The organism is Comamonas terrigena NBRC 13299 (assembly GCF_006740045.1).
Classification (GTDB): Bacteria; Pseudomonadota; Gammaproteobacteria; order Burkholderiales; family Burkholderiaceae_C; genus Comamonas; species Comamonas terrigena.
Window position 1 is genome coordinate 2,765,340 of the sequence record NZ_AP019749.1, and the last position, 14,131, is coordinate 2,779,470.

The window sequence follows — 14,131 nt, forward strand, 5'->3', positions numbered from 1 at the left end:
TATCCTCCTTTGCAGCATTTAGAACCTAGATTTTGATAGCCACAGAAAACATTGCATTAAGAAATTTGATGAATAAATATCTGTAGTCACACAGCAAGCAGAACTACACCGAACCCAGAGTTTCTCAGCTATTTGCTGATTTAACGATTCCCATTAAGAGAAAGCATGAGTTATTACTGATGACTAAGGCGCAAAAAATCGCTAGCACCTTGATAGAAGAAGGAAACAAGGCTAGAGCACATTTTCAGGTATGGTGGGCACTTCGAAATAAGTCCTTACCAAAATACTACGAAACCATGAATGATTCTAGTTATGTCGATTTCTTCCACGTATCAAATTCTGGCCACTACACGCTTTTCTTACTTTCTCTAGCAAAAATTTTTGATCGTGACAGTCGTGTGGCCGGTATTCAGAAATTTAAACAGGCGCTCTGCACAGAAGGTATGAACGAACTGGCCGAAAGCCTTTCGCAGGCTCTCGCACCATACCAGGATACAGTTGAAAATGTAATGAGAATCCGAAATAAATCTGTTGCGCATAATGAACACAGTATCACACGCGAAGACGTTTACAGACTAAATGGCGTTACACCCAACGAACTCCAAATGTTGATCGACGCAGCCTGTCAAGCGATTAACGAAACTAGCAGAGAACTGGGCATCAACAACCTTATATTCGACGGAAACAGAGCAGAAAAAGCGACTTTCAATATGCTAAAAGCTTTATCAAAAGGACGGAAATAAATTAATCGAACTCAGACTTCAATCCCCACAAACATCAACTTCTACAGTCTTTCCATGGAATCAAAAGAATCAGCCATTTGGCCTCCATTTGAGGCGTTTTATATCCAAAGCATGCTATTCAACAGCGTTTCAGCGACTCAATCAATAGCTCGCCTAGAAAATATATTCAGCACGCTGCCAATACAGGTAACACAGGAAGATATTACGAAACTTCCTGTTAAGTCGGTGCTAAACGAACTACAAAACATTGTGCTTCAAAGCGCTTCACTGTCACGATATTTTTGGCCTATCCGTAAGGGACACGAGGCACGTGGCAAGCGCCTTAGAGATTCATTCTCAATGACAGAGCCAGCCCACTGTTCAACAGGGATCTTCGTAATGCTTTAGAACATTTCGATGAGAGACTGGATAAATATTTATCTGGTGGAGTCGTTGGCTACGTCCGCCCTGAATTCGTCGGCACTAAGCCAGAAATTGATGGAATTCCTGGGCATTTCTTCCGAGCCTATTTTTTGGATACCGGAGAATTTCGTTTGTTAGATGAAGAATTCAATATTAAGCCTCTTGCTGATGAACTCTTATTTGTTCATCGCCACCTGTCCATTCTTGATAAAAACGGAGGTATGTTGCGAGATGCAGTCCGTCATATTGAAGAATTTGGAGATAATTGATTGCGTATCATGCAATATCTCAACCGAACAAAAATTCTCTTCTCTGATATTAACTTCTAGCCGCTAGTATCCAGCGATCGAGGATTACGCATAACCACAGCGATTACGTCACATCCGTTGAGCACCAACCCGCGACACGTCCTACTACGCCCAATCAGCTCCCAGCACGCATGCCCCGTCACCCAACCACCTGCTTCTCCACCACCCGCCGCCCTTCCCAGCACGCGAAAGCCACCCATGCGCATCGGTGAACTCGCAGCCCTGACAGGCTGTACCCCCAAGGCGCTGCGGCTGTACGAAGCGCACGGCCTGCTCGGCACCGTGGCGCGCCAAGGCAGCTACCGCCACTACGGCCCGGAAGATGTCCAGCGCGTGCAGTGGATACGCCAGGCCTTGGCGCTGGGTTTCCGCCTGGCCGCGCTGCAACCGCTGCGCACCATGGACACCCCGGCCGGCGCCGCCGCCGTCCTGGCCTTGCTGCAAACCCGGCGGCGCGCCATCGCGGATGAGCTGCAGCGTCTGCAAGCCGCCGACACCGCGCTGGCCGCTTTGGCGCTGGAACTAAGCACTTGCGAGACAGCCACCGAGTGTCCTGCGCCAGATCAACTCGGCATCCGACGCAGCGCTTGACTCTGCCCCACGGGACAAGGTGATGCTGGCGGCTTGTCTACTCAGCCAGCTTCCACCCTCCATGTCCCGCCGCATCCTCATCATCCTCGGACAACCCTCTTCCAGCAGCCTGTGTGCGGCCTTGGCCCACGCCTATGCCGATGCGGCACGCCAATCGGGCGCCGAAGTGCGCCTGCTGCAACTGGGTGACATGGCTTTCGATCCCATCCTGCACCACGGTTACCAGCGCGTCCAGCCGCTGGAGCCCGACCTGCAGGCCGCACAGGCCGACATCACCTGGGCACAGCACCTGGTGTGGGTCTACCCCATCTGGTGGGGAGGCCTGCCTGCCCTGCTCAAGGGATTTCTGGACCGCACCTTCCTGCCCGGCTTCGCCTTCAAATACCGCCCCAACTCTGCGCTGTGGGACCGCCTGCTGGCGGGCCGCAGTGCAGAGCTGCTGGTGACCATGGACTCCCCGCCCTGGTACTACCGCTGGGTGCAGCGCCAACCGGGCCACCGGCAAATGAAGCAGACCATTCTGGAATTCAGCGGTATCAAGCCCGTGCGCGTGCACAGCTTTGGCCCGGTGATCCGTTCCAGCGACGCCACGCGTGCCCGCTGGATCCAGCGGGCCCACACCCTGGGTGCCCGTGCCGGCGCACGCTGAGCCAACCCGCCGGAATATGCCGCGCGACTTGCCGGACCAGGCGGCAGCCAGAAACAGAAAAGCCCTGGCGCATGAGGCCAGGGCTTTGGAATTAGCGCCAGGGGCAAAGCAGCGTTTCAGCGGCCCGACCTGTTCCCAGCCACTGCATCTTGCCGCCTCTGTGTGACAACTTCATGGCAGTGTCGGTAAGAAAAAAGCCCCGACGATCGCTGGTCAGGGCTTTGTATGCTGGTGGATTGCCTGGGAATCGAACCTAGTTGCCTTGCGGGCGGCGGATTTACAGTCCGCTGCAGTCACCAATGCTGCTCGCAATCCATGCCGTGATTCTATCATTTGAATAGCACCACATCCGTAAACAACAAAGCCCGCAGGCGAACCTTGCGGGCTTGGTGGCATCAGCGAATCCGGTCGCAGCCAACCCGGCGCAAACCGGGTTCGTTCTGCGCTGTTGCTAACGATGGACGTACGTTACCACAGTTTTTCTGGCTTCGCAAGCCATTGCAAACAGAATTCGCACGGACTGCCCGCAACCGCCTCCACGCAAGCTGCAGCAGGACAAATGCACGCCCCCTGCCCGCCGTGGCGGCGGCAGCCCCAAGCGCAGCACAGGTGCCATGGCCCGCCGACGCTGGCAGCGCCGACAAAAAAGCCCCGGCAGACCCGCCAGGGCTTTGGTATGAGGAGCGGGCAATGGCTGCAGCACACCCGCTTGCACGGGAGGGCTACACAGCACTACACAAACCGCAGAAAAGACTTCAGCACCGTGGTCAGCAGACAGGCCACCCCGGAAAAATAAACCACCACCACCAGGCAGATCAGAAATACATGGCGGTGCGTGGAAACCGTCCAATGCCAGTCGTTGCGCTCCAGCCAGCCCCAGCTGACGGCGTACACACACAGAACGATGCTGGCGCCAATGGCAAACAACATGGTGACCCCTCTTGCAGCGGGCACCCCGGTCCAGAGGTGCAAGGCCGCCGCGCCCATTGATTTCTGGGGCAAGCTTCACACACCGTCTCCGACAGCGTCATCAGCGCATTGCCCGTGGGGGACAAGCGGTCGGCAACACCCACCTCAACAGCTTCACCACGGCACCAGAGCCACTGGACCACACCCCAAAACACAAAAGCCCGCAGGCACACCTGGCGGGCTTTTTGTTTGGTTGGAACCGGGGGTCGCAGCCAACCCGGCGCAAACCGGGTTCGTTCCGTGCTGGTGCTAACGATGCGCGTACGTTATCTGAAATCCTCCCTGCCGTCAACCGCCCGCAGGCGGTTGCACAGCATGGCGCGGCCTTCTTTCACCAGCTCGGCCAGGCGCGCCTTGCTTACCGCCGCCTGGCGGGCCGCTTTCGCTGGATTGCCGCTGTACACATACCACCAGCGGATTGCAAAGCGGTGCCGCTCCGGCAGCGCATACACCGCTTTCTCCATCAGGTGCCCGTCAATGGCATCCACCGCCAGGGTGATGGTGCCGCGCTCGCGCTCCTCTTTTTCCTTCAGGTACCGCCACATGGGGTGCGCGGTCCAGGATGCGCCTTTGCCGGACACCCAGCGGCGCCAGTTCTGCAGCCGCTCATGGATGGCAGCGTGTTCGGGTGCAATGTGCTGGTAGTCCACATAGCCTTGGTTTGTTGTCTGCATGGGCTGTCTTCTCTTTCTTTCAGTCGCTTGAACCATCGGGTTGGATTGGCTTGGATTTGGTTGGGGGAATCAGGGTGGGTCGGGTTGGGTAGGCTTCCTGGGGGCGGGCAGCGTGCACGGTGCGCGTCGCCGGCTCATCCGCCCTCCCACAGGTCGTAAAACGTCACGCCCAGCTCGGATGCGGCATAGGCCTCCACCCGGGCGCAGAACGCGGCAAATTCGGCGGGACTCAGGCGCCTGGAGCTGGCGCCCACCACGGCGCCATCGGGCAGCTCCACCACGCCGATGAAGCGCCGCTTCAGCAGCTCGTGCCAGGTCTGCGCGTCGTACTGGCGGCCGTTGACCACCGCCTGCTGCGCAATCTGCGCCAGCACACCCTGGCCCCAGTAACGCCGGTTCTGGGCCCGACTGCGCTTGCGCCGCGCCACCGTCAGCACCCAGCGGCCGGAACCCTGGAACGCCTGGGCCAGAAACGGGAACAGCTGCGCCCGTATGGCCACCCAGGCCTGCCGGCGGCTGAACAGATCGATCTCCAGTTGCTCAGACATGGGCCGCCCTCCACAGCAAAGGCGCCCAGGGGTTGCCCTGCAGGGCCTGCAGAAAAGCCGCCTGCACCCGCGGTGCCTCCAGCTGCTGGTGCGCCGGTGCACAGCACAGCGGGTTGCCGCAGCGCTGGGTGATGCGGGCTTGCGCAGGCACCACCGTGCCTGTCAGCTCCAGCACCTGCTTTTGCACACGGCGGTTGAAGCGCACCCCGCCCTCGTGCACGCTCAGGTACGGCCGCTGGCGAATCAGCGCCCCCTGCCAGATCCAGCAGCCGCCATCGGCACGGCAGCGCGCATGGATCTGCGCCAAGGTCACAGCGCCGCTCATGCCCGCACCTCTTGCAGGGAAGCGCCGGCCAGCAGGCGCATGGCCTGCGCAGGCAAAGTGGAAATCCGTGTCTTGCCCGCCATGCTGCCGTGCTGGATCACCGCCATGGCCCGCTGCGGGTCACCCACCAGCGCCGGGCGCGGCAGCGGGATGCCCCGGCTGCTGTACTCATGGTCGGGCGAGCGGTCGCCCGCCAGGCGGCGCTGGTAGTCGCACTGCCCGCGCGCGGTGTAGGCGCGGTGGGCTTCCTGAAAGCGGTGCTGCAGATAGGACAGCTCCCTGATGTCGGTACGGCACACCTTGGGCCAGCCGCCCAGGTCTTCCACCACGGCGTGAATGGCCGGGTCGTCAAACACCACATCGCGGTAGGCGCCCACGGCGCTCATGGCCTCGTGTACCTTGCCCCAGGCCAGCGCGGCCCGGTCGGTGCTGGTGCCCTGCAGCACCCGCACCAGGTCGGCCACCTTGGGGGCAAACTGGCCGCGCTCGGGGTCCATGGCATGGCGCTGCAGCGCGGTGGCCACCTGTTCCAGCTCGCAGCCCTGCAACGCCCCCCACCACACAGTCAGCGTGAACGCGCTGCAGTCCTTGCCGTAGTACGCCATGGCGTCCGTCAGCAGGTCCTTGAACGCTGGCATTTCGTCAGCGCGCATGGCCGGCCCCCTGCGTCTGCATTTGCGTCTGCGTCGGTGTTTGCACCTGCGCCTGGGCCTGCATCTTCTGCAGCCACGCATCCCCCACGGCGCGGTTGCGCGCCTCCAGCGCCTCCTGCCGGTTTACCGGCTGCGCCGCCACCCGGGGCTTTTGCAGCTGGGCGCCCAGCGCCCGCGCCTCCCGCTCCTCGCGCTCCACAATCCCCAGCGCATAGCTGAAGCTCTTGCCCGCCGCCAGGGCCTTGTGCGCCGCGTCCTCGAACTGGCCCACCCCCACCCCGGCGTTCAGCAGGGCGTTGAGCTTGGCATTGCCCGGGTTGACCAGCCCCACGCCCAGGCGCTTCATCAGCTGGCACACCGTGCCGGCCAGCGGGTGGCTGTTGTCGCCCGTGGGGCGCGGCAGTGCATGCGGTGCGGGCAGATCGGCCGGGTCGGCACGTCCGCTCGGATGGTCCGCATGGGCAGGATGGACAGGATGGCGCGGGGCCGCAGCAGGCGTCTTGGGCGGGGTGCCCCCACCCGCCGCCCCGTCGGGGGCCAGGGGGTGTTCTGGTTCCTGGTTTCTGGTTCTTGGTTCCTGGTTGCCTTGGGGCTGGGTTGCCGCCGCCACCCCGGCGCCCACCGGCCGCCAACCCACCGGTTGGGGGTCGGTTTCCACGGCCTTCTTGGGCCGCCCGCCCTTGGCACCGTTGGCGCGGTTCTTGGCCAGCATCTGCTGGAACTGCGCAATCTCCTGGCCGCAACGTTCATGCACCCAGCCTTCGCCCGTGCGCACAAAAAAGTCCTGCAGCACGGTGTCCAGATCCCGGGCCTCCACGCGCAGGCGCCGGGCCACCCACTGGGTGTCCAGCGGCAGGGGTTGTTCGGTGTCGTAGTACCAGTCCAGCACACGGCGGTAGGCCAGGTCCTCCGCATTGCTCAGGTGCATGGTCGCGCTGCGGTAGTCACCTATATGGAAGGGGTAGTAATTCATGGCCGTCCTCCTTGCGCCGCAGTGCTGCGCGCCGGTTCTGCGGCGGGGCAATCTGCCGGTGGCATGGCCGCCCCCTGCCCCGCCGATCCCGGGACCAGGCTTGCGGCCTGGCTGGTGGCCGACCCGCTGGCGGGCACGCTGCCGGGCTCGGCCAACTCCGGCCAGATCGCCTGCCAGTCATCCGGCCGCAACTCACGGCGTGTGACGGCATGGCCGCACAGCCGCTCGATCGCCGCGCAATGCTCGATCGGCGTTCTGCGCCCAGGCTGCTTCCATTGCCAGACCGCGGCCTTGGTCACGCCCAGGCGGTCTGCCAGGGCTTTTTCTGAACCGGCGACTTCCGCCGCCTTCTCGATGGGATGCTTCATGCACGCAAGGCTAGCATTACTAGCCAACAAAGACAAGCATTACTAGCCCATGAAGTATAGAAAATCTTTACTATCGTGCCATGGATATCAAAGACTGGATCAAGGCTGCCCGTAGCCACAAGGGCTGGACGCAGCAGCAGCTGGGTGAGGCCGTGGGCCGCACCAAGGCCAACGTCGGCCATTGGGAAACCGGCAAGCACGAGCCCAAGCTCGACCTGATTGAGGCCATATCCAGGGAAACCGGCTTCCCGCCCCCCGCCCTGGGGGGTGTGGAATCGAACGTGGAGCCGGCTCTAGAACTAAAAAAATCAAGGATGGTGCCGGTGACAGGGAGTGTGAAAGGTGGAGACGACGGGTATCTGGTGCAGGACCCGGTGCCGGATGGCTTTGTGGAATATTGGACGGGCGACCCCCAGGCGTACGCGCTGCGCATCAAGGGCGACTCCATGCACCCGCGCTACCGCGCCGGGGAATTTGTGGTGGTCACGCCCAGCATCGAAGCCCAGCCAGGCCGCGACGTGGTGGTCAAGCTCACCAACGGCAAATGCCTGCTCAAGCAGCTCAACTGGATGCGCGGCGACGAGGTGCAGCTGCTGAGCATCAACAACGGCTATGCCCCCATGACCATCTCCCGCGAAGAGGTGGAATGCATCTGCCGCGTCGCCGGTTCGGTGGGACCGGACTCCATGGTGTTTTAAAGGGGATTGCACGCCGAGTGGATGGGCGCCAAGTGGGAGGGCGCCGAATGGATGGCCCGTGCGCAGCACCCACAGTCGGGCCCCTCTGCCGTGCGTGCGGCAGCCCTGTGCCACCCCAGGCCCGGCGGCCACACAAGCCTTGCCGGCCCGCACAGCCCGCCTTGCGCGGGCTTTTTCATGTCCACAGCACCGCCCGCACCTGCCGGCGTCCTGGCAGGTGGATGCGCCGCCCTGTTGCAGCGCAGCGCGGTGCGATGCCACGCCCTCGCCCCGCCCATGGCACGTCAATGTGCAGGCAAGCGCTTCAGGCCAGCCAATGCGTGGCCGCAGCACGGCCATCCGGACACAGGCGGTCAGGCCGGCTTCCCAGCCAGGCAGAACGGCCACCAGTCTCCCTGCCTTGCCGACAGCCGCGCAGGGCGGTCACCACCGCGCGGGCACTGCAGCCCGCTGCGCGCAGTCACTCGGTCTTGGTCCGGCCGCGGTAATCCAGGTCCTTGGCGGAATAGGTCTCACGCACGCGCCAGTCCATCTGGATCGGCCCCGCATACCCGGGTGGATAGGTGATGCGTTCTTGCGCGCGCTTGAGCTCCCATTCCTTCGGCGCCACGATGCGAGCGACGGTGCTATCTTTTTTTTTGCCCATAAGAATATCGCTTTCACTCAGATTGAAGGTCCGCGCATGCCTTGCATGCCTTCAGCGCGTTGCCGCAAGAAGGCAGTGCGGGCACCAAGGCAGCCCCTCGGCTGGCCAGTCGGCGGGCTGCGTGGCTGCATCCCAGGGGATGTGCATACGTGCAAAAGGCTCGCCCCCTTGCGGTGTGCGAGCCTTTGAGAAGACAGCCGGGCTTACTTGCGGGCGCGGGCAAGCGCCACGCCGATCATGCGCCCACCCAGGGGCTGCTCATGGAGCTTCTGGATGGCTTCTTGCGCTTCGGAGTCGGAGCCCATTTCGACAAAGCCAAAGCCGCGTGCGCGACCGGTATCCCGCTCGACAATGACCTGTGCCGAATTGACATGCCCGCAGCTTTCAAAGTGCGCGCGCAGTGCGTCGTCGGTGATGGTGTAGGCCAGATTGGTAACGTACAGATTGGATTGCATGGTGTTCTTTCAGTGACGGTCTGCATGGAAGCAGACCTGTAAAAATTCGACAAAAATCTATCGACGGGGTTTCTGTGGAGGGCGTGGGCCATTGGAGCCCGAGCGCGTCTCGATATGGCGGAACGTCACCCGCCCCTTGTTCAGGTCGTAGGGAGACATCTCCAGCGTGACCTTGTCGCCGGCCAGGACGCGGATGCGGAACTTGCGCATCTTTCCGCCGGTGTAGGCAATCAGTTGGTGACCGTTTTCCAGCGTGACACGGAAACGCGAGTCGGGCAGCACTTCGACCACACGGCCCAGCATTTCGATCAGTTCTTCTTTGGCCATGTATCTCCTTTGGATGTGGCGTAGCGGAGGGTCCTAATTCAGCCGATGGCTCTGCACCATGCTCCGTCCTTCGGACAGCGCGTAACTGGAGGCAAGCGATTCAGTGGCGAACTGGGGAATAAAGCGGAAAACGCGGTCGTATTTGCCGCGGCGTATGGAAACCGCGCCCACAAAGCCACCGCCTTCGGTGGCAATGGGAAACGGGGTGACCAGGTAGTGGCCAATCTGCTCTTTGGTTTTTTTATGCAGCATGCAGGGGATGGCACGCGAACGGGCGCATGCCACCAGCAAAAGGGGAAGAGATGCCCGGCAAGGGGCACACGAGGGGGGCAGATCCAAAACAGGGTGCGGGATCTGCGGGGGATTCGCCAGAGGGAGCGTGACCACCGCGGGCTTCATCAATGAAGGGGCGGATTCCAGCGGCCAGTGGGCGGCGTGGATGTCAGACAGGCGCTGCTGGGGCGAAAGACAGGACAGCGAGTGGGACCAGTGTACACGGCCGGGGGATCCATGCGCCAATGTCAGCACACTGGGCGCCCGCCCCATGGCGCAATCGGCCTGTGGTTCGCACGTCCAGCGCGCCAACACACCCACACACCCACACACCAACGCACCAGGCCACCACTGCGCCACCATCCCACCGCGAACCTGTGTCACTGCCCCACCCTGGTGTGCGGCGCATGCCCACTGCACACCCACTGCACACCCACTGCACACCCGGCGACGGTGCCCGCTGCGCTGGCTGCCGCACCGCAGGCCCGCCCACCGAACGCCCACTCAAGGCCACAGACAAACGCCACAGACAAACACATCACACAAGCACCGCAGCCCGGCGCTTGCCCATGGCCTGGGCTGCCGCATGCGGGCCCGCCACCTCCACCGCGCCAGTGGTCTGCCCCACCGGCGCGCACATGCACAAGGCCCCATGGCAGCGCCCGCGCCGCTCCATCCCGGCCCCGTGCCATGCGGACGCAGCCCCCCCCTGCCCTACACGGCACTGCACCGCCCTGTATCGCCCTGTATCGCCCTTGATCGCTCGGGACGGCGCCTGCGCACCACAGCGCGCGGTGGGCGTCTACACGTTCGGCTTGTCCATGGGATCGCCCGGCAGCTCCACCGGTGGGGCATCGTCCGGCGGATCAATTGGCTCGGGCTTCGGGTCCTGGTCTTTGCTGGGGTCTTTGGGTGTTGTGGCCATGGGGTGTACCTCCTGCCGCAGGTATAGCGCCACCTCGGTTGTTCTGGCGTCAGCCTGGGCCTCAAAACGCAAAGGATAGAAATATTTTACTTTGAGGCTATTTTTACTTGACACTAAAAGACTAGCATTTCTATACTTCATCCATCGCAGCAACGCACTGCACCACACCCCAGGCCCGGTGATACACGGCCGCAGCCGACAGAACACCAAGGCGGGGGCAGCTACCAAGGGAGCGCAGCAGGGGTTGCAGACGCGATCAAGCCAATGACGAGAGCAGCGAAGGAATCCCGGAGCTGAGCAGCCGCCGAGGTCTGCGCCCTCTCCAGGCCGGGGGTGGAGGCCTGCAGCGGCCGGGAGAACCTGCAGTGCCAGCCGTCACGCGATACGGCCAAACCAGAGCGCTTTCCCCCGAGAGCGCTGTGGTTTAAGACCCTGCCCTCCCCGTGCACTGGGGCCGATGACAGTGCAGGCCACGGCGCCAATGTAAGAGTTTCCTGCAGAACGGTTTTCGGGCGGGAAAGAGAGTACCGTACAGGGATGCAATTGATCCCGATTGCTTCTGCAGGACCGGAGGTGCATATGTCGATCCTCAACAGAATCGTTGCCTTCCTAGGCAACCCCAGCACACAGCGCCCAGACACGGAAGACGACAGGTACACGGGCGATCATTTCACCTACCGTCCTGACAAAGAGGCATCGCTGGAGCCCCCGGAGTTCAGCCGGCACCCCCAGGAACTGGTGCAGGACGCCAGGGTTCCCCACCGGCGCAGAACGGCAGAGGAAGACTATTGACCGCTGCTGGCCGCGCAGGCCAGCAAGGAGTCAGCGCCATGACTGCCGCAACCGAAACGGCGTGGCCGCCGCCACTGGCCACGCCCCAAACGCAGCCGCATCCATCGCTTCCGCCACGCCCTGGCTACCCCGTCAACGACCAAGAGCCCGAACGGCAACAGGGCGACAGAGAACAAGAACCCGGAGTGAGAGAGAAGCAACAAAGCTAGTGCCTCAGCCAAGAAACCCATGCCCGCCCTGTGCGGGCATTTTTGTGGCCGCACAAGACGCCTCTTCCTGCGCGCGCCCCGTGCCACCGCTACCGCCATGGCAATGGCCGTGGTCAACAGCCAGCCACCGCGCAGCCAGCGCAGGGAATACACAGCCCCTGGGCACCCCACCCGGCAAACAGGCTCGGATCCGCACGCCCGGCGCCCCATGTCCCACGCCCAACGACGCGGGCCCCTCTTTCCACGGAGATTTCAAAATGACCGCTACCGGCTAGCGTGCTGCCTGCGCACGCACCTGCTCCCGCAGGGTAAAGCGGGGCCATGAAGCAAGCCCCGAGGCTTTCTTGATGGTGCGGCTCTCCAGGTGGCCTGCACGGTCCGCCTGCATGGCCAGCAGCCAGCCGGCTCACCCTTCAGCGGCGGTCGTTCTGCTCGGCCAAGACGGTCAGCAGGCGCAGTTGCTCACGCTGCAGGCCGATCAGCTCGCTCCACTGCTTTTGCTGCAGATCGTCCAGTTTTTCATGCAGCAGCATGATCTCCAGCTCCGCCTTCAGGTTGACCTCATAGTCGTGCTCGCCCCGGATGCGGTCCTTCTCGGACTGCCGGTTCTGCGACATCAGAATGATGGGCGCCTGGATGGCCGCCAGCATCGACAGCACCAGGTTCAGCAGAATGTAGGGGTAGGGATCGAACGTGTGCCCGCGCAAGACAAGCAACGCGGTGTTCAGCCCCATCCACACCAGCATCGTCAGAAAGAACAGCAGCACAAACGTCCAGGACCCGCCAAACGCCGCCACCGCATCCGCAGCGCGCTGACCCAGGCTGGGCGATGGAAGCTCCAGCTCCCGCGCCACATTGCGCGAGATGTGCTTTCTGTGGGCGATGTGCTCCGTGACCTTCCTGGCACTGGCGTCCAGCGCCCCCACGGCGCCCATGTCCAGCCGGGTCCGCAAATGCTCTTTGCTTGGCATCCTGGATGCTCCTTTATTGAAACAGCTGCAATCCGGCATCAAAGATAGACGGCTGCTGCCAGCTTGCCTAGTGGCAGTCCACACCGGCATTGGCTGCGCTACAACACCGGACACGCCCATGCTCTGGACACCTGAACACTCTCCCTCCTTGCTTCATCCGAAGTAAGTTAGCCCGCCCCGCTTCGGCCCGGCGGGCTTTTTTATGTCCATGGTGTGTGGATACGGGTCTGGATTCTGCCGGCCGCGGTGCGCACGCACAAACCGTTGTAGACGATCTGCCCGAATGACAGCAGCAGCAGCAGCAGCAGCAGCAGCAGCAGCAGCCGGACCGGCTCTGACCCCCAGGCCTGCACCCAGGCAATGCCCAGCTGGATTCCATCACTCCTTTCGCACCCCGTATCGCGGCGCCTGGAACGGTCCGGCATCGCCGATGCGCTGCGATTGCGCCCCCACCGGGCAGGCAGCGGTGGCATTGCACGCCAAATCCCAGTCACTGAGGCTGCGGCACGGCACCGCGTTCGGTCGCGTCACATGGCGTGACGCCATGCGATGCAATCGCCGTCCCAACCCTGCACGGGCCCTACCCAGCCAACCCTACAGTCTGGCCGGTGCCGGGGACAGAGCATGTAACAAATACGCTCTTACATGCAGACGCATCTTCAGAAGATGTGTGGCGCGCAGCCCCTTCATGCGGCGCGCCACCAAGACCATAAAAAAGGATTGATCGCCCGCACAGCCAGTGCTGTGACCTGGACTCCCTGTCTCAACGGCGTGGCCCTTCGCTACCCGGACGGCTCTCCAGCCAGTCCCAACCCCGGTCCACGGGCCGATCGCTCATGGAGACCAGGGTGGCATTGCCATCCTGGCTTCCCGTTGGGGGCGACATGCACCCCGTCAATGCCAGCACCGCCGCCGCGATCCCGGCGCGCGCCCATAAGCAGTAGTTACACATCTGACAGTCCTTTCACATGAGAGGGGGCGGTCAGCTTCTGCTTCACTTGCAAGCACGTAAATATGCTGCTTGTAAATCATGTAAACCCGGTGATTAAGGGCCGCTCAGCGAAATCCATCGCTCGCCCGCTCCATCACACCGGCACGGCAAGCTGGCGCAGCAACCTGGGACAGACGCAGGCGACTGCAACAGCAACCGCCCCCCTGCCGGGGACACATCCAGCCCTTGCCTTCCGCATCCGTCTGCATGCCGCAAGGCAAGGCACTCTTGCGCACACGGCCGCTGCATGTGACCGGCCTACACCTACCCGTACCCACCCATACCCGCCCCGCCCCGCGCACGCCGGGCGGTTTTTTATCTTCACCACAGGAGCCCCCATGCACGCACGACTGCCGCTGCGCGCCATCCCCGCCGCTGCAGATGCCCTGCCGCCCTATGAACCCGACACGGTGCGCTTTCGGGTCACGGTCGAAGGCGTCACGTTGGACACCCTGGTCCACTACAGTGACGACTTTGACCTCTCGGTCCCCGCCATCTGGCACCGCGGCGTGAACATCGCCCCGCTGCTGGAGCCCGGCATCGACGAGGCCATCCTCAACGCCTACGACGTGCACCGCCAGGCCCTGCGCCAGGATGCCCTGGTGGAACGCCATGCCGGCTTCAGCGACTGAGCAAGCCCC

Annotated in this window: 21 protein-coding genes and 1 tRNA gene; 7 read left to right on the plus strand and 15 right to left on the minus strand. The window is 62.6% G+C overall.

Going from position 1 to position 14,131, the window contains the following annotated elements; translation table 11 throughout:
* The first annotated feature begins 179 nt into the window (after positions 1-179).
* The 4 genes from CT3_RS12415 (at position 180) to CT3_RS12430 (ending at position 2,693) form a co-directional block, all read left to right on the plus strand.
* Positions 180-743 carry an AbiU2 domain-containing protein gene (locus tag CT3_RS12415; protein ID WP_127446226.1) on the plus strand — a complete coding sequence of 188 codons (564 nt, stop codon included), beginning with the start codon at positions 180-182 and terminating at the stop codon, positions 741-743.
* 533 nt (positions 744-1,276) lie between these two features.
* Complete coding sequence (locus CT3_RS21350; RefSeq protein ID WP_174976627.1) at positions 1,277-1,414, plus strand: hypothetical protein; 138 nt, start codon at positions 1,277-1,279, stop codon at positions 1,412-1,414.
* Positions 1,415-1,651: 237 nt separating this feature from the next.
* The gene (locus CT3_RS12425; protein WP_066532935.1) at positions 1,652-2,044 is read left to right on the plus strand and encodes a MerR family transcriptional regulator; all 393 of its coding nucleotides are present in this window, start codon (positions 1,652-1,654) and stop codon (positions 2,042-2,044) included.
* 61 nt (positions 2,045-2,105) lie between these two features.
* Positions 2,106-2,693, plus strand: coding sequence for an NAD(P)H-dependent oxidoreductase (locus CT3_RS12430; protein WP_066532936.1), 588 nt, complete (start codon positions 2,106-2,108; stop codon positions 2,691-2,693).
* Between the two features lie 229 nt (positions 2,694-2,922).
* On the opposite strand, the gene CT3_RS21355 is transcribed toward CT3_RS12430, so the two are convergent.
* From CT3_RS21355 to CT3_RS12465, 8 genes are all read right to left on the minus strand, one after another.
* Positions 2,923-3,008 (minus strand) — tRNA-Tyr (locus CT3_RS21355).
* A 417-nt stretch (positions 3,009-3,425) separates the two neighbouring features.
* A complete protein-coding gene (locus tag CT3_RS12435) occupies positions 3,426-3,623 on the minus strand; it encodes a hypothetical protein (protein ID WP_066532937.1) in 198 nt (65 codons plus the stop codon).
* A gap of 305 nt (positions 3,624-3,928) precedes the next feature.
* Positions 3,929-4,372, minus strand: coding sequence for a hypothetical protein (locus CT3_RS12440; RefSeq protein WP_141891751.1), 444 nt, complete (start codon positions 4,370-4,372; stop codon positions 3,929-3,931).
* Between the two features lie 98 nt (positions 4,373-4,470).
* On the minus strand, positions 4,471-4,884 hold the full coding sequence (locus tag CT3_RS12445; protein ID WP_066532939.1) for a recombination protein NinB: 414 nt from the start codon (positions 4,882-4,884) through the stop codon (positions 4,471-4,473).
* Positions 4,877-5,209, minus strand: a complete 333-nt coding sequence (locus CT3_RS12450; RefSeq protein WP_066532941.1) for a hypothetical protein — start codon at positions 5,207-5,209, stop codon at positions 4,877-4,879. Before CT3_RS12450 ends, CT3_RS12445 begins: the two co-directional genes overlap by 8 nt.
* Positions 5,206-5,862, minus strand: a complete 657-nt coding sequence (locus tag CT3_RS12455; protein ID WP_066532942.1) for a DUF6475 domain-containing protein — start codon at positions 5,860-5,862, stop codon at positions 5,206-5,208. Before CT3_RS12455 ends, CT3_RS12450 begins: the two co-directional genes overlap by 4 nt.
* Positions 5,852-6,835 (minus strand): YdaU family protein, encoded by a 984-nt coding sequence (locus CT3_RS12460; protein WP_083520211.1) that lies wholly within the window; start codon positions 6,833-6,835, stop codon positions 5,852-5,854. The genes CT3_RS12455 and CT3_RS12460 overlap by 11 nt, the downstream gene beginning before the upstream one ends.
* A complete protein-coding gene (locus CT3_RS12465; protein WP_083520212.1) occupies positions 6,832-7,203 on the minus strand; it encodes a transcriptional regulator in 372 nt (123 codons plus the stop codon). The genes CT3_RS12460 and CT3_RS12465 overlap by 4 nt, the downstream gene beginning before the upstream one ends.
* An 80-nt stretch (positions 7,204-7,283) precedes the next feature.
* Here CT3_RS12465 and CT3_RS12470 point away from each other — a divergent pair, with 80 nt between their 5' ends.
* Complete coding sequence (locus CT3_RS12470; protein ID WP_066532947.1) at positions 7,284-7,901, plus strand: LexA family protein; 618 nt, start codon at positions 7,284-7,286, stop codon at positions 7,899-7,901.
* Positions 7,902-8,361: 460 nt separating this feature from the next.
* On the opposite strand, the gene CT3_RS12475 is transcribed toward CT3_RS12470, so the two are convergent.
* From CT3_RS12475 to CT3_RS21360, 5 genes are all read right to left on the minus strand, one after another.
* Complete coding sequence (locus tag CT3_RS12475; RefSeq protein WP_066532948.1) at positions 8,362-8,547, minus strand: hypothetical protein; 186 nt, start codon at positions 8,545-8,547, stop codon at positions 8,362-8,364.
* Between the two features lie 203 nt (positions 8,548-8,750).
* Positions 8,751-9,002, minus strand: a complete 252-nt coding sequence (locus CT3_RS12480) for an RNA recognition motif domain-containing protein (protein WP_066532949.1) — start codon at positions 9,000-9,002, stop codon at positions 8,751-8,753.
* Between the two features lie 57 nt (positions 9,003-9,059).
* Entirely contained in the window at positions 9,060-9,329 is a 270-nt protein-coding gene (infA, locus tag CT3_RS12485) for a translation initiation factor IF-1 (RefSeq protein ID WP_066532953.1), read from the minus strand.
* 33 nt (positions 9,330-9,362) lie between these two features.
* Positions 9,363-9,581, minus strand: a complete 219-nt coding sequence (locus CT3_RS12490) for a hypothetical protein (RefSeq protein WP_066533348.1) — start codon at positions 9,579-9,581, stop codon at positions 9,363-9,365.
* A gap of 823 nt (positions 9,582-10,404) precedes the next feature.
* On the minus strand, positions 10,405-10,527 hold the full coding sequence (locus tag CT3_RS21360) for a hypothetical protein (protein WP_255503299.1): 123 nt from the start codon (positions 10,525-10,527) through the stop codon (positions 10,405-10,407).
* A gap of 579 nt (positions 10,528-11,106) precedes the next feature.
* Between CT3_RS21360 and CT3_RS12495 the strand changes: the two genes are divergently transcribed.
* Positions 11,107-11,319, plus strand: a complete 213-nt coding sequence (locus CT3_RS12495) for a hypothetical protein (RefSeq protein ID WP_066532957.1) — start codon at positions 11,107-11,109, stop codon at positions 11,317-11,319.
* Positions 11,320-11,941: 622 nt separating this feature from the next.
* Here CT3_RS12495 and CT3_RS12500 read toward each other — a convergent pair.
* Complete coding sequence (locus tag CT3_RS12500; RefSeq protein ID WP_066532959.1) at positions 11,942-12,499, minus strand: DUF1003 domain-containing protein; 558 nt, start codon at positions 12,497-12,499, stop codon at positions 11,942-11,944.
* A 200-nt stretch (positions 12,500-12,699) separates the two neighbouring features.
* On the minus strand, positions 12,700-12,972 hold the full coding sequence (locus CT3_RS12505; RefSeq protein ID WP_141891753.1) for a hypothetical protein: 273 nt from the start codon (positions 12,970-12,972) through the stop codon (positions 12,700-12,702).
* Positions 12,973-13,828: 856 nt separating this feature from the next.
* Between CT3_RS12505 and CT3_RS12510 the strand changes: the two genes are divergently transcribed.
* A complete protein-coding gene (locus CT3_RS12510) occupies positions 13,829-14,122 on the plus strand; it encodes a hypothetical protein (protein WP_066532963.1) in 294 nt (97 codons plus the stop codon).
* The last annotated feature ends 9 nt before the right edge of the window (positions 14,123-14,131 follow it).

Coding starts and splice junctions, on each gene's coding strand:
- CT3_RS12455 (WP_066532942.1), bottom strand. CDS start 5,862: ATGCGCGCTGACGAAATGCCAGCGTTCAAGGACCTGCTGACGGACGCC.
- CT3_RS12510 (WP_066532963.1), top strand. CDS start 13,829: ATGCACGCACGACTGCCGCTGCGCGCCATCCCCGCCGCTGCAGATGCC.
- CT3_RS12415 (WP_127446226.1), top strand. CDS start 180: ATGACTAAGGCGCAAAAAATCGCTAGCACCTTGATAGAAGAAGGAAAC.
- CT3_RS12475 (WP_066532948.1), bottom strand. CDS start 8,547: ATGGGCAAAAAAAAAGATAGCACCGTCGCTCGCATCGTGGCGCCGAAG.
- CT3_RS12450 (WP_066532941.1), bottom strand. CDS start 5,209: ATGAGCGGCGCTGTGACCTTGGCGCAGATCCATGCGCGCTGCCGTGCC.
- CT3_RS12505 (WP_141891753.1), bottom strand. CDS start 12,972: ATGCCACCGCTGCCTGCCCGGTGGGGGCGCAATCGCAGCGCATCGGCG.
- CT3_RS12435 (WP_066532937.1), bottom strand. CDS start 3,623: ATGTTGTTTGCCATTGGCGCCAGCATCGTTCTGTGTGTGTACGCCGTC.
- CT3_RS12465 (WP_083520212.1), bottom strand. CDS start 7,203: ATGAAGCATCCCATCGAGAAGGCGGCGGAAGTCGCCGGTTCAGAAAAA.
- CT3_RS12470 (WP_066532947.1), top strand. CDS start 7,284: ATGGATATCAAAGACTGGATCAAGGCTGCCCGTAGCCACAAGGGCTGG.
- CT3_RS12430 (WP_066532936.1), top strand. CDS start 2,106: ATGTCCCGCCGCATCCTCATCATCCTCGGACAACCCTCTTCCAGCAGC.
- CT3_RS12440 (WP_141891751.1), bottom strand. CDS start 4,372: ATGGTTCAAGCGACTGAAAGAAAGAGAAGACAGCCCATGCAGACAACA.
- CT3_RS12495 (WP_066532957.1), top strand. CDS start 11,107: ATGTCGATCCTCAACAGAATCGTTGCCTTCCTAGGCAACCCCAGCACA.
- CT3_RS21360 (WP_255503299.1), bottom strand. CDS start 10,527: ATGGCCACAACACCCAAAGACCCCAGCAAAGACCAGGACCCGAAGCCC.
- CT3_RS12480 (WP_066532949.1), bottom strand. CDS start 9,002: ATGCAATCCAATCTGTACGTTACCAATCTGGCCTACACCATCACCGAC.
- CT3_RS12500 (WP_066532959.1), bottom strand. CDS start 12,499: ATGCCAAGCAAAGAGCATTTGCGGACCCGGCTGGACATGGGCGCCGTG.
- CT3_RS12460 (WP_083520211.1), bottom strand. CDS start 6,835: ATGAATTACTACCCCTTCCATATAGGTGACTACCGCAGCGCGACCATG.
- CT3_RS12425 (WP_066532935.1), top strand. CDS start 1,652: ATGCGCATCGGTGAACTCGCAGCCCTGACAGGCTGTACCCCCAAGGCG.
- infA (WP_066532953.1), bottom strand. CDS start 9,329: ATGGCCAAAGAAGAACTGATCGAAATGCTGGGCCGTGTGGTCGAAGTG.
- CT3_RS12445 (WP_066532939.1), bottom strand. CDS start 4,884: ATGTCTGAGCAACTGGAGATCGATCTGTTCAGCCGCCGGCAGGCCTGG.
- CT3_RS12490 (WP_066533348.1), bottom strand. CDS start 9,581: ATGCTGCATAAAAAAACCAAAGAGCAGATTGGCCACTACCTGGTCACC.